Source organism: Methylocystis sp. (assembly GCF_021731785.1).
Classification (GTDB): domain Bacteria; phylum Pseudomonadota; class Alphaproteobacteria; order Rhizobiales; family Beijerinckiaceae; genus Methylocystis.
Genome location: NZ_JAKFWS010000004.1, coordinates 49,408 through 64,367, shown reverse-complemented (window position 1 = coordinate 64,367; position 14,960 = coordinate 49,408). Strand labels below are relative to the sequence as shown.

Annotated in this window: 17 protein-coding genes; 10 read left to right on the top strand and 7 right to left on the bottom strand. The window is 64.1% G+C overall.

What is annotated here, in order from left to right; genetic code table 11:
• Positions 1 to 272: 272 nt before the first annotated feature.
• Together QZ964_RS00630 and QZ964_RS00625 are read left to right on the top strand one after the other, a co-directional pair.
• On the top strand, positions 273 to 1,037 hold the full coding sequence (locus QZ964_RS00630; RefSeq protein WP_292527930.1) for a hypothetical protein: 765 nt from the start codon (positions 273 to 275) through the stop codon (positions 1,035 to 1,037).
• Entirely contained in the window at positions 1,027 to 2,082 is a 1,056-nt protein-coding gene (locus QZ964_RS00625; protein WP_292527928.1) for an amidohydrolase family protein, read from the top strand. The genes QZ964_RS00630 and QZ964_RS00625 overlap by 11 nt, the downstream gene beginning before the upstream one ends.
• 2 nt (positions 2,083 to 2,084) lie before the next feature.
• On the opposite strand, the gene hemJ is transcribed toward QZ964_RS00625, so the two are convergent.
• Both hemJ and hemE read right to left on the bottom strand, forming a co-directional pair.
• Positions 2,085 to 2,504: a protoporphyrinogen oxidase HemJ gene (gene hemJ, locus QZ964_RS00620; RefSeq protein WP_292527927.1), complete on the bottom strand. Its 420-nt coding sequence runs from the start codon at positions 2,502 to 2,504 to the stop codon at positions 2,085 to 2,087.
• A gap of 2 nt (positions 2,505 to 2,506) precedes the next feature.
• A complete protein-coding gene (gene hemE / locus QZ964_RS00615; RefSeq protein WP_292527925.1) occupies positions 2,507 to 3,541 on the bottom strand; it encodes a uroporphyrinogen decarboxylase in 1,035 nt (344 codons plus the stop codon).
• A 398-nt stretch (positions 3,542 to 3,939) separates the two neighbouring features.
• Here hemE and QZ964_RS00610 point away from each other — a divergent pair, with 398 nt between their 5' ends.
• The 3 genes from QZ964_RS00610 to dnaQ are packed head-to-tail and all read left to right on the top strand — an operon-like array spanning position 3,940 to position 5,927.
• A complete protein-coding gene (locus tag QZ964_RS00610; protein WP_292527923.1) occupies positions 3,940 to 4,566 on the top strand; it encodes a Maf family protein in 627 nt (208 codons plus the stop codon).
• Positions 4,567 to 4,577: 11 nt separating this feature from the next.
• Positions 4,578 to 5,171 (top strand): dephospho-CoA kinase, encoded by a 594-nt coding sequence (gene coaE / locus QZ964_RS00605; RefSeq protein ID WP_292527962.1) that lies wholly within the window; start codon positions 4,578 to 4,580, stop codon positions 5,169 to 5,171.
• Between the two features lie 39 nt (positions 5,172 to 5,210).
• Positions 5,211 to 5,927 (top strand): DNA polymerase III subunit epsilon, encoded by a 717-nt coding sequence (gene dnaQ, locus QZ964_RS00600; RefSeq protein ID WP_292527922.1) that lies wholly within the window; start codon positions 5,211 to 5,213, stop codon positions 5,925 to 5,927.
• On the opposite strand, the gene secB is transcribed toward dnaQ, so the two are convergent.
• Positions 5,924 to 6,412: a protein-export chaperone SecB gene (secB, locus tag QZ964_RS00595; RefSeq protein WP_292527920.1), complete on the bottom strand. Its 489-nt coding sequence runs from the start codon at positions 6,410 to 6,412 to the stop codon at positions 5,924 to 5,926. The two genes, dnaQ and secB, sit on opposite strands and share 4 nt — an antisense overlap.
• Before the next feature lie 86 nt (positions 6,413 to 6,498).
• Positions 6,499 to 6,942: an FxsA family protein gene (locus QZ964_RS00590; RefSeq protein WP_292527918.1), complete on the bottom strand. Its 444-nt coding sequence runs from the start codon at positions 6,940 to 6,942 to the stop codon at positions 6,499 to 6,501.
• A 123-nt stretch (positions 6,943 to 7,065) separates the two neighbouring features.
• On the opposite strand from QZ964_RS00590, the gene QZ964_RS00585 reads away from it, so the two are divergent.
• From QZ964_RS00585 to QZ964_RS00575, 3 genes are read left to right on the top strand one after another with little or no spacing between them, the layout of a single operon-like run.
• Entirely contained in the window at positions 7,066 to 7,767 is a 702-nt protein-coding gene (locus QZ964_RS00585) for a Tim44/TimA family putative adaptor protein (protein ID WP_292527917.1), read from the top strand.
• A gap of 2 nt (positions 7,768 to 7,769) precedes the next feature.
• Positions 7,770 to 8,888, top strand: coding sequence for an MltA domain-containing protein (locus QZ964_RS00580; RefSeq protein ID WP_292527915.1), 1,119 nt, complete (start codon positions 7,770 to 7,772; stop codon positions 8,886 to 8,888).
• On the top strand, positions 8,885 to 9,427 hold the full coding sequence (locus QZ964_RS00575) for a Smr/MutS family protein (protein WP_292527913.1): 543 nt from the start codon (positions 8,885 to 8,887) through the stop codon (positions 9,425 to 9,427). The genes QZ964_RS00580 and QZ964_RS00575 overlap by 4 nt, the downstream gene beginning before the upstream one ends.
• Positions 9,428 to 9,468: 41 nt before the next feature.
• Here QZ964_RS00575 and QZ964_RS00570 read toward each other — a convergent pair whose 3' ends face one another.
• The 3 genes from QZ964_RS00570 to QZ964_RS00560 all read right to left on the bottom strand — a co-directional run bounded on the left by QZ964_RS00570 (position 9,469) and on the right by QZ964_RS00560 (position 13,190).
• A complete protein-coding gene (locus QZ964_RS00570) occupies positions 9,469 to 10,869 on the bottom strand; it encodes a heme biosynthesis HemY N-terminal domain-containing protein (protein WP_292527911.1) in 1,401 nt (466 codons plus the stop codon).
• Between the two features lie 15 nt (positions 10,870 to 10,884).
• Positions 10,885 to 12,252, bottom strand: a complete 1,368-nt coding sequence (locus QZ964_RS00565) for a hypothetical protein (RefSeq protein WP_292527910.1) — start codon at positions 12,250 to 12,252, stop codon at positions 10,885 to 10,887.
• Positions 12,253 to 12,320: 68 nt separating this feature from the next.
• On the bottom strand, positions 12,321 to 13,190 hold the full coding sequence (locus QZ964_RS00560; protein WP_292527908.1) for a CoA ester lyase: 870 nt from the start codon (positions 13,188 to 13,190) through the stop codon (positions 12,321 to 12,323).
• Positions 13,191 to 13,301: 111 nt separating this feature from the next.
• Here QZ964_RS00560 and QZ964_RS00555 point away from each other — a divergent pair, with 111 nt between their 5' ends.
• Both QZ964_RS00555 and QZ964_RS00550 read left to right on the top strand, forming a co-directional pair.
• Positions 13,302 to 14,018, top strand: coding sequence for a carbonic anhydrase (locus tag QZ964_RS00555; protein WP_292527906.1), 717 nt, complete (start codon positions 13,302 to 13,304; stop codon positions 14,016 to 14,018).
• Positions 14,015 to 14,917: a TIGR01459 family HAD-type hydrolase gene (locus QZ964_RS00550; protein WP_292527905.1), complete on the top strand. Its 903-nt coding sequence runs from the start codon at positions 14,015 to 14,017 to the stop codon at positions 14,915 to 14,917. The genes QZ964_RS00555 and QZ964_RS00550 overlap by 4 nt, the downstream gene beginning before the upstream one ends.
• Positions 14,918 to 14,960 lie beyond the last annotated feature (43 nt).

Genomic DNA, 14,960 nt, shown 5'->3' with positions numbered 1-14,960 from the left:
CAGGTGGAGAGGAGCCGGGGGGATAAGCGGTAAGGGCGGGGGGAGATGGCCTTCCCGAGCGCCGGGGGAAATTCCGGCGAGCCGCTATAAGCAGACACGGGCCTCAGAGGGATGAAGCTCCATTAGACAATTTCCAGACATGAATCAAGAGTTCCGTTAAAGCGGCCTTAACGCGCCGATCGGGTCCGCGCCGCTGGCGCATCCGGATGGAGGCGCGGCATAATCTTTCCCCTCTTTCCTCATCTTCCCCTTCTTTTCTCATGGGACTTCAGATGGCCGCCCTCAATCCTGCTCGCTATTCAGTCCGATTGGACGGCGAAAGCGCCGACGTCGGCGACGCCGAGGAGCTTGTCGTGCTTCTCGACGTTCTCAACGGCCGGCGCGACCGGGACGTTCTCACGCAGCTGCGCCCGCATTTGCCGCGGATCATCCGCAAGCCTTCTGACCTGCCGCTGCTGATCCGGGGACTCGGTCGCGACGACCAGATCTTTCTCGTCGAGGCGATGGGCGACTCCTTGGCCGATACTCTGCAGACGGCGCGTCACCTGCGCGAGCTGCTCGCGACAATCGCGGAGCCGCAAGTCAGATTGAGCGTCATCGACACTCTTGGCGGACCAGGATTGCGAAAGCTCATCGTCACCGCGCGGGACCTGTCAGGCGCTCTGGAATGGACCTATGCGCAACGCAGCCGACGGCTTCTCGAACTTCTCGGCGCCGACTATTTGCGTCGCCTCATCCGCCATGGCGACGATCTGGCGCTCGCGCTAAACGCGCTTGCCGACGATGCTCTAGACGCGCTGCTCGACAGCATCGGATTCGCGCGCGTCGCGGAGCTCACGCGCAACGCCCGCGATCTGGCGCTGCTGCTGCGCGCGCTCCCGCCCACCATCAGCCTGACCCTGCTCGATCGATTCGATCGCCAAGAGCTCATCGAGATCATCGGCGACCGCAGGGCCTGGCTTTACCTCTACAATCGAATTAGGCCCGACGAGGCCGTCCAATTGCTCGCCAGGCTTGGAGCGGACAATGCCCTATGAACGGTCGCGGACCTTGCGCCGCAAACTGCAAGACGTCGGTTCGCTTGCGCGGCTTCGCGGTAGCAAACGCCGGATGATCGACGCGCATCTTCACGTCGTCGACTTCGTTCAGGAGACCCCAGGCGGAACGGCGCTCATCGATTACATGGATCGCGCCAATGTCGATAAGGCGGTGATCTTCGGACTGCCCGTGCGGAAACTGTGGAACGAGTACGACCGCGAGCCGCCGGACTATTATCTCGCGAATGACGCGCACTGCTATTATTACGCCTATACCGACGTCATCGTCGCCGAAATGGTGCGCGCTCTCCCCGCCGAGCATCAGAACCGCCTGTATCCGCTGATCTGCGGCTTCAATCCGGTCGATCGCTACGCCATTCGTCACGTCGAGCGGCTATATGAGCAATATCCCGACGTGTGGAGCGGCATCGGCGAAATGCTGTTGCGCCACGACGATCTCACCGCCTTCACCTTCGGCGAAAATGCGCGCGCCAATCATCGCGCGCTTCACCCAATCTACGAATTCGCAGGCCACTACGAGCTTCCGGTGCTGTTGCACCAAAACATCACCGCCGTTTCCAAGGGCGATCATCCCGTTTATCTCTTCGAACTCGAAGAGGCTCTGCGCGAATTTCCGCGCACGCGCTTCATCTTCGCGCATTGCGGCATGTCGCGACGCGTGAACGCGCCTTTTTATTATCAGATGGTCGAGCGGCTATTCGATCAATATCCAAATGTTTGCGTCGATTATTCATGGGTCATCTACGACGTCGCCATCTGCCCAGATGGCGTGCCTGACGAAAATTGGCTGGCGCTCACCGAACGACATAGCGAGCGAATTTGTTTGGGCTCCGACCTCGTCGCCAAGTTCGAACGCTTGGGACCAGAACTCCAGCGCTACGACGTTTTTCTCGACCATCTGAGTGAAAAGGCCTGCGCAGATCTCTGCTGGCGGACCGCGGAGCGCATCTATGGAGACAACAAGGGCAAGGTGAATGGCGTCGCCCGGCCATCCCCGCCCGATTGGGAAAAGATCATCGCCTAGAGTCAGAACGGCTTGACGATGACCAGAATGACGACGCTGATCATCAGCACGGTTGGGAGCTCATTGAAGATGCGATAGTAGCGCGGCGAATGAACATTGGCGTCTTGCGCGAAACGGCGCATCAGCGCGCCGTCATGGAGATGCGCCGCGGTGAGCAGCACGACCAGCGTCAGTTTGACGTGAAACCATCCTGCCGACAGCGCCCCGCCTTCGACTGCAAGATAAATTCCCGTCATCCAGGCGACGAGCATCGCCGGCGTCATGATATAGCGATAGAGCCGCCGCTCCATGATTTTGAACGTATCGGAGAGCGCGCCGTCTCCGGCGCTGGCGTGATAGACGAAGAGTCGCGGCAGATAGAGAAGCCCCGCCATCCACGAGATGATGGCGATGACATGCAGCGCTTTGATCCAGACGTACATGCTCAGGCCCGCGTCCGTCGCACGCGCGCGACAAGCCGCACGACATTTTCGATCGGCGTTTGCTGCAAAATGCCGTGGCCGAGATTGAAAATATGCGGCCGGCCTCTGAACGCGGCGAGAATCGAATCGACTTCTCGGTCGAGCGCTTCGCCGCCGGCGACAAGCGCCAGCGGATCGAGATTGCCTTGCAGAACAACGTCGGCTGCCGTTTGCGCCACCGCCCAAGCGGGGTCGAGCGCCGTATCGATCCCGTAAGCCTCGGCCCCGATCGTGCGCGTGAGCATTGGCAGATGCGCGTCGGCCCCGCGCACGAAGGCGATCACTGGCGTTTGCGGATGGCGCGCCTTGACGCCCTCGACAATGCGGCGAACCGGCGCCGCCGACCAGCGCATAAATTCATTGGCCGGCAAGACGCCGGCCCAGCTGTCGAAAATCTGGACGACGTCGACTCCCGCCTCGATCTGGCGCGCGAGATAATCGATCGACGCCTCGACAACACGATCGATGAGCGTCGCGAAAGCGTCGGGAAAACGGTAGGCGAAGAGACGCGCCGGCGCCTGATCGGGCGTGCCCTGCCCGCCGATCATGTAGCTTGCGACAGTAAACGGCGCGCCGCAAAAGCCGATGAAGGCGACATCGGATGGCAGCGCCGCTTTAACGAGATCGATCGTCTCGAACACCGGCGCCAGATGTTTGATCTTGAAGTCGCCGAGCCGCTCCGCCTGCTCCGGCGTCTCGATCGGCTCCAGCCGCGGCCCTGCGCCGCTCTCGAATGAGACCCGCTGGCCCATGGCGTCCGGCACGACGAGAATGTCGGAAAAGAGAATCGCCGCGTCGAAGTGAAAGCGCCGGATCGGCTGCAGCGTCACTTCCGCGGCTTTCTGTGGCGAATAGCAGAAATCGAGAAAGCTTTTCGTGGTCGCCCGCACGTCGCGATATTCGGGCAGGTAGCGGCCGGCCTGACGCATCAGCCACAACGGCGGAACGCTTTTAGCCGCTCCGCGCAGGACCGAGAGAAGCGTTTTTTCCTCCGCCATTGCGTTCGATCCGTCCATGTCATGCGTCGAAGATCGGGGTAGCGCGAAACGCCATTAAAACAAAATTCATTTTAATAAGAATTGATTCTTTAATTACGGCTTGGAAGACACAAAGGTTAATTTTTATTAACCAGTCGCCCACAGGCAAGCGGCAAAAGGCTAAGGTCAGCGGCGCCTGCGGGAGAAATCAAGACAGGGAATGGAATCATGGGTATATCGGATTTTCTCGGCGCAACGGCCTGTGGATGAGCTGTGAATCCCTTCTGTACCGGTCGGTCAGAGAATCTGTTCGACAGGGTTTTGCCTGTTGAGCGATCGGCCGGTCTATGCCCGCTAACAAAAACGGAGCGGTTTTCGGCGCCGCTTTATCCCCGCTCTTCGGCTTTCACGCGAGGGCTATGGACGTGACCATCGGTTCGACGTCGCCCTTCTGGCGCGAATCGGCGCCGCTAATTCTCGCATCGAAAAGCGCTGGTCGTCGTCAGGCGCTGGCGCATTCGGGCGTCCCGTTCGAATCGATTCCGGCGGATCTCGACGAACGGGCGATCGAATCACAGCTCGCAGGAGCCGACGCCGACGCGATCGCGTCGACGCTCGCGCGCGCCAAGGCGCTGGCGTGCTCCGCCGAAGGTCGGCTTGTGCTTGGCGCGGATCAGGTGGCGAGCTGCGAAGGCAGGATTTTCGGCAAGCCGGCGGATATGCGCGAAGCCGACGCGCTGCTGCGCTTTCTTTCCGGAAGGCGGCATCGTCTGCATTCGGCGATCGCGCTCGTGCGTGACGGCGCGGTCATTTTTGAGACTGTCGCAGTCGCCGATCTGACGATGCGCGGGTTAAGCGACGCGTTCATCGCGGCCTATCTGACGGTGGTGGGCGACAACGCGCTGACGTCAGCCGGCGCCTATCAGATCGAAGGTTTGGGCGCGCAACTCTTCTCGAAAGTTGAGGGCGATCACTGGACCATCATGGGCCTGCCGCTTCTCGAGCTTCTCGCGGCGCTTCGGCGGGAAGGAGCGCTCCTCTCGTGAGCGAACACAAGATGCTACGCGTCGGCCTGACGGGCTCGATCGGCATGGGCAAGTCGACGACGGCCCAGATGTTCCGCGCCGAAGGCGTTGCTGTGCTCGATTCGGATCGTCTCGTGCACGATCTCTACCAAGGACCGGCTGCGGCGGAAATCGAACGCGCCTTTCCTGGCGTCGTCATCGACGGCGTCGTCGATCGTCAGCGTCTCGCCAAACATGTTCTTGACGATCCGGCAGCGCTCAAACGTCTCGAAACCATCGTGCATCCGATGGTTTGGGCGGCGCGCGACGCGTTGATCGAGGAGCGACGACAGAAGGGCGACCGCATTGTCGTCTTCGATATTCCGTTGCTGTTCGAAACCGGCGCCGAAAAGGATTTTGACGCCATCGTCGTCGTCACCGCGCCGGAAGATGTGCAAAAGGCGCGCGTGCTCGGGCGAGACGGCATGACGCGCGAGAAATTTGCGTCCATTCTCTTAAAGCAGACGCCTGATTCTGAAAAGCGCGCCCGCGCCGATTTCGTGGTCCATACCGACAAGGGTCTTGAGGCCGCCCGCGACGAGGTCCGCAACATATTGAAAGCTTTAAAGGCGCGTTTGGAGATATGATACAGCTTAAGCCAATGGATCAGCTGGGGTTCGCATAACGTGCGCGAGATCGTTCTCGATACTGAAACCACGGGGCTCGATCCATCGAGCGGCCATCGCGTCGTCGAGATCGGCGCCGTCGAGATCTCCAATCTGATCCCCACCGGCCGTCACTTCCATTGTTATCTCAATCCAGAGCGCGACATGCCGGAAGAGGCGTTCCGCGTGCACGGGCTCTCTTACGAATTTCTTGCGCAGCACAGGGCCTTCAAGGAGATCGCCGCCGAGTTCCTCGACTTTATCGAGGATGTTCCGCTCGTCATTCACAACGCCGAATTCGATACACGCTTTCTCAACGCTGAATTCGCGCTGATGAAATTGCCCCCGTTGAGCGGCGCGCGCATTGTCGACACGCTCGCCATGGCGCGTCGCCGTCACCCGGGCGGTCCCAATTCTCTCGATGCTCTCTGCCAGCGCTACGCGATTGATCTTTCGCGGCGCGACAAGCACGGCGCCCTGGTCGACGCCAATCTTCTCGCGGAGGTCTACGCTGAGCTTTGCGGCGGGCGCCAGGCGGCGTTGTCGCTTCCAACGATTCACGCCGTGCGCGTCGGCGCGTTCGATGACCTGCTGCGCCACCGCTCCCAGCCTCTCGCGCCGCGACTGAGCGCCGAAGAAGTATCGGCGCACCTCGCTTTTGTCACGACGATCAAATCGCCGATCTGGGATCGATATCTCGCAAGCGACGAAGACGCGCCGGCGCCTGTCTGCGGCTAATTTGCCTGAGCCGACGCCTGGCCGCCCGCTTCGGCGGCCTTTTGCTGATAGAGCGCGACGAAGTCGATCGGGTCGATATAGAGCGGCGGATAGCCGCCCTTGCTCGTCGCGTCGGCGACGATCTGGCGCACGAAGGGAAACAGCATGCGTGGGCACTCGATCATGACGATCGGATGCACCTGATCTTCGGGAATGTTCAATAGTCTGAACACGCCGCCATATTCGAGGTCGAGCTTAAAGAGGAGCGCCTCTCCCTCGCCGGCCTTGCAGTCGAGCGTCAAGCTCACTTCAAAGTCGGTCGGCGCCAGCTGCTTGGCGTTGACGTTGACCTGGATTGAAATGTTGGGCGCCTTATCCTGCGGACCGAGCGAACGCGGCGCATTGGGATTCTCGAAGGAGAAATCCTTCAGATATTGAGCGAGCGAGTTAAGGGCCGGAGCGCCGTCCGGCGCTCCTTGCGCGCCGTTGCCATTCGTATCGGTCATGTAAGGCCTCCAGCAAAGCCGTAGCGGTGAGAATTCGCGCCCGCCTAACACGTCTCACAGACGCTAACAAGGCGCGCCCTTCGCCGCTAACTCGCCACGCCACGCCGCGGCCGGCGCGCTTCCCGCCGCCATTCGCGGGGGTCGAGGTCGATGAGGCGCGGATCGGCGGCTTCGGAGCGCGACCGTATCCGCCGCGCCAGATATTGCCGCACCGAAGGCGATTTGAGCGCCAGTCCGACAAAATCGGAGGCGAAACCGGGCAGAATGAGAAGGATCGAGGCGAGCGCCTGCATCGCGCCGTCAAGCATCGCGCCGTCGGCGAAGGCGGCGCTTTCGCCCTTCGCCTTCGCGGCGACTCTGGCGCGAAAAAAGTCGAGGAGGCGCCTCACGTCGGCAAGACCGAGGAGCGAAGCGCCGATCGCGAGCACGATCGCCACGACAAGCCCGACGGCCCTTACGACCAGCGCAAAAGAGAGAACCTCCAGCACGATCCAGGCTGCAAGGGTTACGCCGACAAGCTTCGATTTCACCGATTCATCCGCTTTTTTGGCGTTTCTTCGCGCGCTCCGCCCGCGGCAATGCGCCCGCCCCTTGATTCGTGACATATCCGCGGCGACATGATAGCCGACCATATAATTATTCGGGAGTTGCTAATGCCGGCGTCCGGCGACCTCTTTGATCCGACCCTTATCGTTTTCGCGGCGCTCGCGGTTTTCGTCATCTGGAAGCTGCGCTCGGTGCTCGGAATGCGGGTGGATCGCGATACGCCGCCGGCGGGGCGTTTCGGGCCTCGCCGCCCGGCTCCCGCCGCACTCGCGCCTCTGCCGAGCGCTGCGCCCGTCACGGAGGCGCCGGCGCGCCCCAGCGGGGAGGAGCGCTGGGAGGGCGTCGCTGAAAAGGGCGTCGCTTCGGCCTGGAGCGGTCTCGACGCCGTCGCGGCGTCCGACCCCAGCTTCGACGGCAAAGCTTTCCTGAACGGCGCGCGGCGCGCGTACGACCTGATCGTCACCGCCTTCGCCAAGGGGGATCGCGAGACGCTGAAACCGCTCCTGTCGCAGGACGTCTTTGATGGCTTCTGTGCGGACATCGCGCGGCGCGAGCAGCAAGGCGAGACCATGGAGACCGCCGTCGTCGCGATCGATTTGGCGACGGTCGACGCCGCCCGCGCCATTGACGGCCGCAATGAAGTGACGGTGCGCTTCGTCGTCCGACTGATGAGCGTGCGCCGCGACCGCGATGGCGAAACCATCGACGGCGGGCAGACGCGTAAGGTCATCGAGCGCTGGACCTTCGCGCGCGATCCGAAGGCAAACGATCCGAACTGGAAGCTCGTCGCGACGCAAGCCGAAGACTGAGCATGTCGCGCAAGGATGCGCCGCATTTTTTAGCTTCCGATTTGCAGCAAAGCATAGGCTTTGACGAGATCGACGGCTTTTTCGCCGACGATCTTGCGGCGGCTTTCGAAGCCTTCCGCCGCTCCGCAAAGATCATCGCTGCCGATGCGCAAGAGCAGCGCAGCGCCGTTCCGCCGCCGCCATCGCTGATCTTGGCCGCGCGCGCGGCGCGTGCGAGCGTCGACGATGCCGCCGATTTCTTTCGCCGATGGTTCCACCCTCGCCTGATCAAGGCCCAAGGCTTCGTCACCGCCTATTACGAGGTTGAGGTCGACGCCAGACTGTCGCCGGAGCCCGGTTTTACGACCCCGGTCCTGTCGCGACCGCTCGATCTCGTCACTCTGAACGAGGCGCCGCTCGTACTTCCTTCCAGAGAAAAACTGACGAGCGCGCGACGTCAGGCCGATGGCGCGCTCGTGCCCTATCCCGACCGGCGCGCGATCGAAGAGGAAGGCGCGGCGCCAAGCGCGCATCCGCTCGCCTATGTCCGCGATCCGGTCGAGTTGTTCCTCATTCAGGTGCAGGGTTCGGCGCGGCTGCGGCTGCGAGACGGCGGCGTCATGGCGCTGACCTATGCCGGGCGCAACGGCTGGCCTTATACGTCCGTCGGCCGTCTGCTGGTCGAACGAGGCCTCGCGACGAAAACGGAAATGTCGCTCGATATAATGAAGGAGACGCTGCGACGCCTTGGAGCCGGGCCTGGCGAAGCTGGCCGACGCCTGATGCAGGAAAATCGTTCCTATGTATTCTTTGAGATCGACGGATCGGAACAACGCAGGATTGGCCCCATCGGCGGTCAGGGCGCGCCGCTGACGCCGTTTCGATCGATCGCCGTCGATCGCTCGATCTGGTGCTACGGCCTGCCGTTCTGGATTGCGGCGCGCATCCCCTGGCAAGACCGGGCCGAAACGGAATTTCGCCGCCTGATGATCGCGCAAGACACCGGATCCGCCATAATAGGGCCTGCCCGCGCCGATCTTTTTTTCGGCGCGGGGGAAGCGGCGGGCCGACGAGCCGGCGACATCCGGCACGCCGCCCAAATGTTCGTGCTGCTGCCGAAGGACGTTGGAGACGATCCGTGAGCGAGGAAAATTCTCGCCGATACGCCCGCCGGCTGTCGCAGGCCGAAGCCGAGCTGTGGATGATGGCGACCGCCGACGTTCGGCCGTCGCGCGCGCGCGCGAAAAAACTGCCGGCGGCGCCGCCTGCCGTCGAGGCGCGCACGCCGCCCGCCTCTTCCGTTGTCAGCGACCGCCCGCCACCGCCGAAATCTCCGCCGCGGCCGATCGACATAGACCCGCGCACCTTCGCCAAGCTCAAACGCGGGCGGCTGGAGGTCGACGCGAAGCTCGATCTTCACGGCCTGCGACAGGCCGAGGCGCAGCGCTCTTTGACGGCTTTCCTGCGCCGATGTCAGTCGAATGGCGCGCGCATCGCCGTCATCGTGACAGGTAAGGGGCTGACACGCGATGAGGGCGGCGTGCTGCGCCGCGTGGTGCCGATGTGGCTCGAAGCGCCGAATCTGCGCGACGTGGTAGTGGGCTTTGGCGAAGCCGCGCGCCATCACGGCGGCGAAGGCGCGCTTTACGTGCGCATTCGCCGCGCCGACCGCGCGCGGTAGGTCCTTTTCCTTTTCGGACAATTAGTTTGAACGCAGGCGAGCTAGCTCGTCGCCGCTTCCCCTGAGGCATCGCCCGACGGCAGCGCGACGGGTTCGGCGGGACGGGTCAAAAAGGCGGCCGGAATATTGGGCTTGCCTTCCTCAGTCAAATGTTGCGCGGAGTCCGGCGGCGGCTTCCATTCGAAGGCGTCAAGCCTGCCGGTGACCGGCGACATCGGCAGCCAGTTTTTCGAGACGACGCCGTCGGCGATCCAGACCGGATCGCGCGGCGCGCGCGATCCGCGGGCGAGCCATTCGCGCACCGGCCCCGAAGGGCCCTGTGCGCCGTCCTCGATCTCCGCCATCAACAGGCAGGTGTGGGCGGTCGGGTGTCGCCCGCTAGCGATGAGCGGCGCCAGCGCCTCGCGGGCCTTGGCGAAATTGCGGGCCGACAGCGCGACCTCGGCGACGATATGCCGGCTCTCCGGCGCATTAGGCGCCGTCCGCGCCAGCTTTTCCACCCGCGCGAGTCTGGCGGCGTTCGATTCGCCCGAGAGCGCCTCGAGATAGGCGGCGGCGAGATCTGGATGGGGCTTCGTCGCCCATACCGTTTCGATCAGCTTTAGCGCCTGCTTGCGGTCGCCATGGCGGACGAGCACGCGCGCCGCGGCGACGGCAGCGGGGGCGAAACCCGGCCGGCGCTTCAGCGCCTGGCGCGCGAGATGCAGCGCGTCATGGGGATGATCGCGCTCCTTCTCCATCGCCATCGCGGTTTCGACGACGGCGCGCAGGTTCTGCGCCGACGGCGCGTCGATCGCCTTGGCGGCGAGACTGGCTTCGATCGTCTCGCGCGCTTTCTCCCAGTCGCCCTGCGCGGCGAGATGTTCGAGCATGGCGGACCCCGCCCAGGGCACCGGCGCGATGGCGTGCGCCTCCTTGGCGAAATGGTGCGCCGCGTCGACGTCCTCGCGTCGGCGCGCCTCGATATGCAGTCCGCGCAGGCCGAGAAGCTTCGTTTCCGGCGTCAGCGTCATCTTATGAAAGGTCTCTTCCGCCAGCCGTCGGTCGCCGATCAGCTGCGCCGCCTGGGCCTTTAAAAATTGCGTCAGCGGCTCGTTCGGCAGCAGCCGCTCCGCGACGAGCGCGGCCTTGCGGGCGCGGGCGGCGTCGCCTGTCCCCACCGCGATCAGGCCCTGCGACAGCGCGTCGAATCCCTGATCCCGGCGTTTCGTCCGCGCCCCGCCGCTCCAGCGGCCGGGCATGCGCAGCGCCGCCATGACGATCGCCCAAAGCACGATCGTCGCGGCGACGATCAGCAGCAGGCCCGCGACCGCCACCGGTATCGACGCCTCGAACTGATAGCCGGCGAAATCCAGCGTCAGCGATCCTGGCTGTTCGATCAGCCATTCAAGGCCATATGCGACCGCCGCAAGCGCAATGATGAAAAAGAGGAGAAACAGCATGGCGATTGATCCCGCTCATTCCTTCGTTGCGACGAGCGCGGCGATCGCGCCATGCAAGAGATTTTCAGCCGACTTCGCCGCGTCGATGCGCGCCCGCAGCGCGGCGCCGAAGTCCTTGGCCTCGTTCTGCGCCGCTTCGGGAAGCGCCGCGAAAAGCGCCGCGGCCTGAGCAAGATCGCCATGCGCAAGCGCGGCGTCGATGTGAACGACTTTTTCTTCGACCGACTGAGCCTCGCCAGTTGGCGCGCCGGACGGACGAACGCGCACGAGCTTGCTCGCGCCTTTCATCAAATGCTGCGCGATATCCCCGGAGTCTCCGCCCTCGAGCGCGTGAATGCGTTTTGCGGCTGGCGCGAAGTCGGCTTTCAATTGCGCCGCGGTCGGCGCGCCTTTTTCGGCAAAGGGCGAAAGCGCCGCCAGCGCAGCGGGATCGGCGCCGAGTCGCGCCAGCGCCTTCGCCTCCACGGAGTAGGGCCGGCCCGCCTCGAACTCGCGCTGTAGCGCATAGGCGACGACGACGAGGGCGGCAGGTCCCTCGGGCGTCTTGGCCGCGGAAGCTTCCGGCGCCGCGCGCGTTTCGTTTTTGGGCGACTCGAGCCGTCCGCGCACCGCTTTCATTTCATCGCCGAGCTCGTCGATGCGGCCTTCCAGCGCGGTCAGTTGATCGCTGGCGGTGAGCGCGGCTCCCTGGCCGCCACCAGCGGGATCGGCCGCCGGGCGCGCCTTCGCCGCCGCTTCCGCGGCCGTCCGTGCGGCGTTGGCGGCTTCTTCCGCCGCCTCGGCGGCGCGCAAGGCCCGCTGCGCCAATGCTTCGGCTGCATCGACGCGACTCTGTAACGCCGCGACGGCCGCGTTCTGCGCCTCGACCGCGGCGTTGGCCACGGAGTCCGGGCGCGGCTCGTTCGGCATCGGCCTGGCCGCCGTTTCGGCGGGTTTTGCCGGGGCGAGTTGGACGGGTTCGGGCGGCGCGGCGGGCGGAGCCTCAGGCGCGACCGCAGTCGTTTGCTCTTTTTCGGCGGGTTTTGCCGGCGCGATTTGAGCTGGCTCGGGCGCGACCGCAGTGGTTTGCGTCGACGCTTTCTCGCCAAGCAGCGCGCCGAGCCGGTTCTTCAGTTCGTCGAAGGCGGCGCTCGCCTGATCGACATAAGGCTCCGCATAATCGGCGACGGCCTTCAACCGCTCGTCTCTGTCCTTGAACGCGATCGCCGCATAAAGAGCGGCGCCTGCGAGGACGGCGATAAGCAGCAGCGTCGACAACAGCGAGGCGAAAACGGAGCGGCGCTTGCGTGTCACGGGCGGCGGATCAGGGGGGATTTCCACCGGATCGACCGGCGCTTCCGAGAGTTCGATGCGGTTTGGTTCTTCGTCGTCCGGCGAGACCATTGGCTAATCCTTGACTTCCCGGCCTCTTATAGTTGATGCGTTCGGCGCCCGCAAAACAGGCGGCCGCGTCAGCTCGCCGCCTCGACAAGCTGCAATGTGCGCCGGGCGATGTCGAGATGCAGACGCTCCACCATTTTGCCGTCGATCTGCACCACGCCCTTGTCGGCGTTGTCCGGCTCGTCAAACACCGCGATGATCCGGCGAGCGAAATCGACCTCTTCGGCGCTGGGCGCGAAAATTTCGTTCACGGGAGCGATCTGGCTTGGATGAATCAACATTTTCCCGTCAAAGCCGAAGTCGCGGCCCTGTTCGGCCTCGCGGCGCAGACCGTCAAGGTCGTTGAAGTCATTGTAGATGCCGTCGATGATCTCGATGTTGTGGACCCGCGCCGCGAGCACGCCCGCCGAAAGCCAGGAGAGCAGCGCCTGCCGGCCCGGCGTCAGTCGCGCGCGCGTCGATTTGGCGATGTCGTTGGGCCCAAGGATCAGAACTTCCAGGCGCGAAGCCGGATCGTCCGCGGCGCTCGCGATCTTTTCGATGTCAAGCACCGCGCGCGGAGTCTCGATCATCGCCCAAAGACGCGTCTTGCGCGGCGCGCCCGCGGCGACGATATCTGCGGCCGCCTTCAGGATCTCGTCGCGCGAATTGACCTTGGGAATGACGATGGCGTCCGGTCCGAGCGGCGCGATAGCGGCCAGGTCGGGCTTATACCACGCGGAGCCGCGGGCGTTGGCGCGCACGACAAGTTGGCGCGCGCCATAGCCGCCGTCCGCCACCGCCGCCGCAACCTGCTCGCGGGCCGCCGCCTTGGCGGATTCCGCCACGCCGTCTTCGAGTTCAAACATCAGGACGTCGGCGGAAAGCGTCTTGCCTTTCTCCAGCGCTCGGGCGTTCGAGCCCGGCATGGCCAGCACGCTGCGCTTCAGTCGCGAAATCATTCAAAACTCCAACGTCGAGACGGTTTGGCTCGCTTGACCCCGCTGCGTGATCTACACAATAACCGCGGCGTCCGCCATCCGCCCCGGCAACGCGCAAGAAGGATACGTAAAATGGCAGATGACGAGCCGTCGTCCGGCGCGACCGGTCTGCCGGAAGCGCTCATCGAGGGCTACGAAGCCTTCATCAGCGGGCGTTTCCTGGCCGATCACGACCGATTTGAAGAGTTGGCGGTCAGGGGCCAGACGCCCAAAACGATGATCATCAGCTGTTGCGACTCGCGCGTGGCCCCGGAAGCTATATTCAACGCCGGCCCCGGCGAGCTTTTCGTGCTGCGAAACGTCGCCGCGCTGGTGCCGCCCTATGAGCCCGACGATCATTATCACGGGGCGTCGGCGGCGCTCGAATACGCCGTCATGGCCTTGAAAGTTTCCGACATCGTCGTGCTCGGCCACGGCCAGTGCGGCGGGGTTAAAGCCTATGCGGAAATCGCCGCGAACCCTGAGGCGCCGCGGCTGAGCCACAGCGACTTCATCGGCGATTGGATCAAAATGCTTGGCCCAGCGGCTGATCGCCTCGGCGTTCGGCCCAACCCCAAAGACGCGGCCTATGTGGAGCGCCTGGAGTTCGAGTCGGTGAAGCAGACGCTGTGCAATCTACGCTCCTTTCCGATGATCCAGGTGCTCGAACATCACCGGCATCTGCGGCTGCACGGCGCCTTGTTTCGAATCATGGACGGGCGATTGTTCTGGCTGGACGAATCGACCGGGGACTTCAATCCCGTCTGCGAAGGGGCCTATGCGGCCGCGTTCGCTGAGGCGCGCTTTTGACGGCGGGCGCATTCGACGAGAGCCGCGTGCCTTTCATCGCTGGTCTCCATGAACTCGCCGGCGGCTACGACGCGATCCTATGCGACGGCTGGGGCGTGCTGATCGACGGTCGGCGCCACTTCCCGGAAGCTGCAGAGGCCCTGCGGCGGTTTCGCGCCACGGGCGGCGTGGTCGTGCTGATCACCAACGCCTCGCGCCCTGACGACGAGGTCCGCCGCCAGCTCCTGGGCCTCGGCGTTCCGCAGGATTGTTTCGACGATCTAGTGTCGGCGGGGGAGCTCGCGCTGCGCGAAATCGTCACGCGCGACGGGCAGGCGGTCTATCACCTTGGACCGGCGCGCGACGACGGTCTGTTCCGCGAGGCGGCGCGTCGCCTTGGCGCGCCGGTCATGCGAGTTGGACCGGAAGCCGCCGATTATGTCGTCTGCACCGGCCTCCTGAACGAGCGCAACGAAACGCCCGCGGACTACGACGCACAGTTGGAGACGCTGAAAGCGCGCGACCTGACCATGCTGTGCGCCAATCCCGACATCGTCGTCGCGATCGGCAATGATCTCGTCTACTGCGCCGGTGCCCTGGCGGAGCGTTACGCGGCGATCGGCGGGCGCGTCCTGACCCTCGGCAAGCCCCATGCGCCAATTTACGCCGCGGCCTGCGAGCGGCTGAAAAACCTGCGCGGCGATATCGATAAATCGCGCATTTTGGCGATTGGCGACGGTGCCTTCACCGATCTCGCCGGCGCCGGCCGCGCCGGGTTCGATTGCCTCTTCATCATCCATGGGGTGCACCGCCAAGCGCTGTATCCAGAAGGCGGCGCGCTCGACGAAACGGCGCTCGAATCGCTCTTCCTGCGCGCCGGCGCGCGTCCCAAGGCTTTGGCTCGCGAGCTTTTCTGGTAAAAGGGGCTGCGCGGGCCTCGTTCCTGCGGTTACGCTCAGCGAC

Bases quoted from the DNA above. Each gene is read 5' to 3' on its own strand.
- QZ964_RS00565 (WP_292527910.1), bottom strand. From the start codon at position 12,252: ATGGTCTCGCCGGACGACGAAGAACCAAACCGCATCGAACTCTCGGAA.
- QZ964_RS00585 (WP_292527917.1), top strand. From the start codon at position 7,066: ATGCCGGCGTCCGGCGACCTCTTTGATCCGACCCTTATCGTTTTCGCG.
- hemJ (WP_292527927.1), bottom strand. From the start codon at position 2,504: ATGTACGTCTGGATCAAAGCGCTGCATGTCATCGCCATCATCTCGTGG.
- QZ964_RS00555 (WP_292527906.1), top strand. From the start codon at position 13,302: ATGGCAGATGACGAGCCGTCGTCCGGCGCGACCGGTCTGCCGGAAGCG.
- QZ964_RS00560 (WP_292527908.1), bottom strand. From the start codon at position 13,190: ATGATTTCGCGACTGAAGCGCAGCGTGCTGGCCATGCCGGGCTCGAAC.
- QZ964_RS00630 (WP_292527930.1), top strand. From the start codon at position 273: ATGGCCGCCCTCAATCCTGCTCGCTATTCAGTCCGATTGGACGGCGAA.
- QZ964_RS00580 (WP_292527915.1), top strand. From the start codon at position 7,770: ATGTCGCGCAAGGATGCGCCGCATTTTTTAGCTTCCGATTTGCAGCAA.
- secB (WP_292527920.1), bottom strand. From the start codon at position 6,412: ATGACCGATACGAATGGCAACGGCGCGCAAGGAGCGCCGGACGGCGCT.
- hemE (WP_292527925.1), bottom strand. From the start codon at position 3,541: ATGGCGGAGGAAAAAACGCTTCTCTCGGTCCTGCGCGGAGCGGCTAAA.
- QZ964_RS00625 (WP_292527928.1), top strand. From the start codon at position 1,027: ATGCCCTATGAACGGTCGCGGACCTTGCGCCGCAAACTGCAAGACGTC.
- coaE (WP_292527962.1), top strand. From the start codon at position 4,578: ATGCTACGCGTCGGCCTGACGGGCTCGATCGGCATGGGCAAGTCGACG.
- QZ964_RS00570 (WP_292527911.1), bottom strand. From the start codon at position 10,869: ATGCTGTTTCTCCTCTTTTTCATCATTGCGCTTGCGGCGGTCGCATAT.
- QZ964_RS00610 (WP_292527923.1), top strand. From the start codon at position 3,940: ATGGACGTGACCATCGGTTCGACGTCGCCCTTCTGGCGCGAATCGGCG.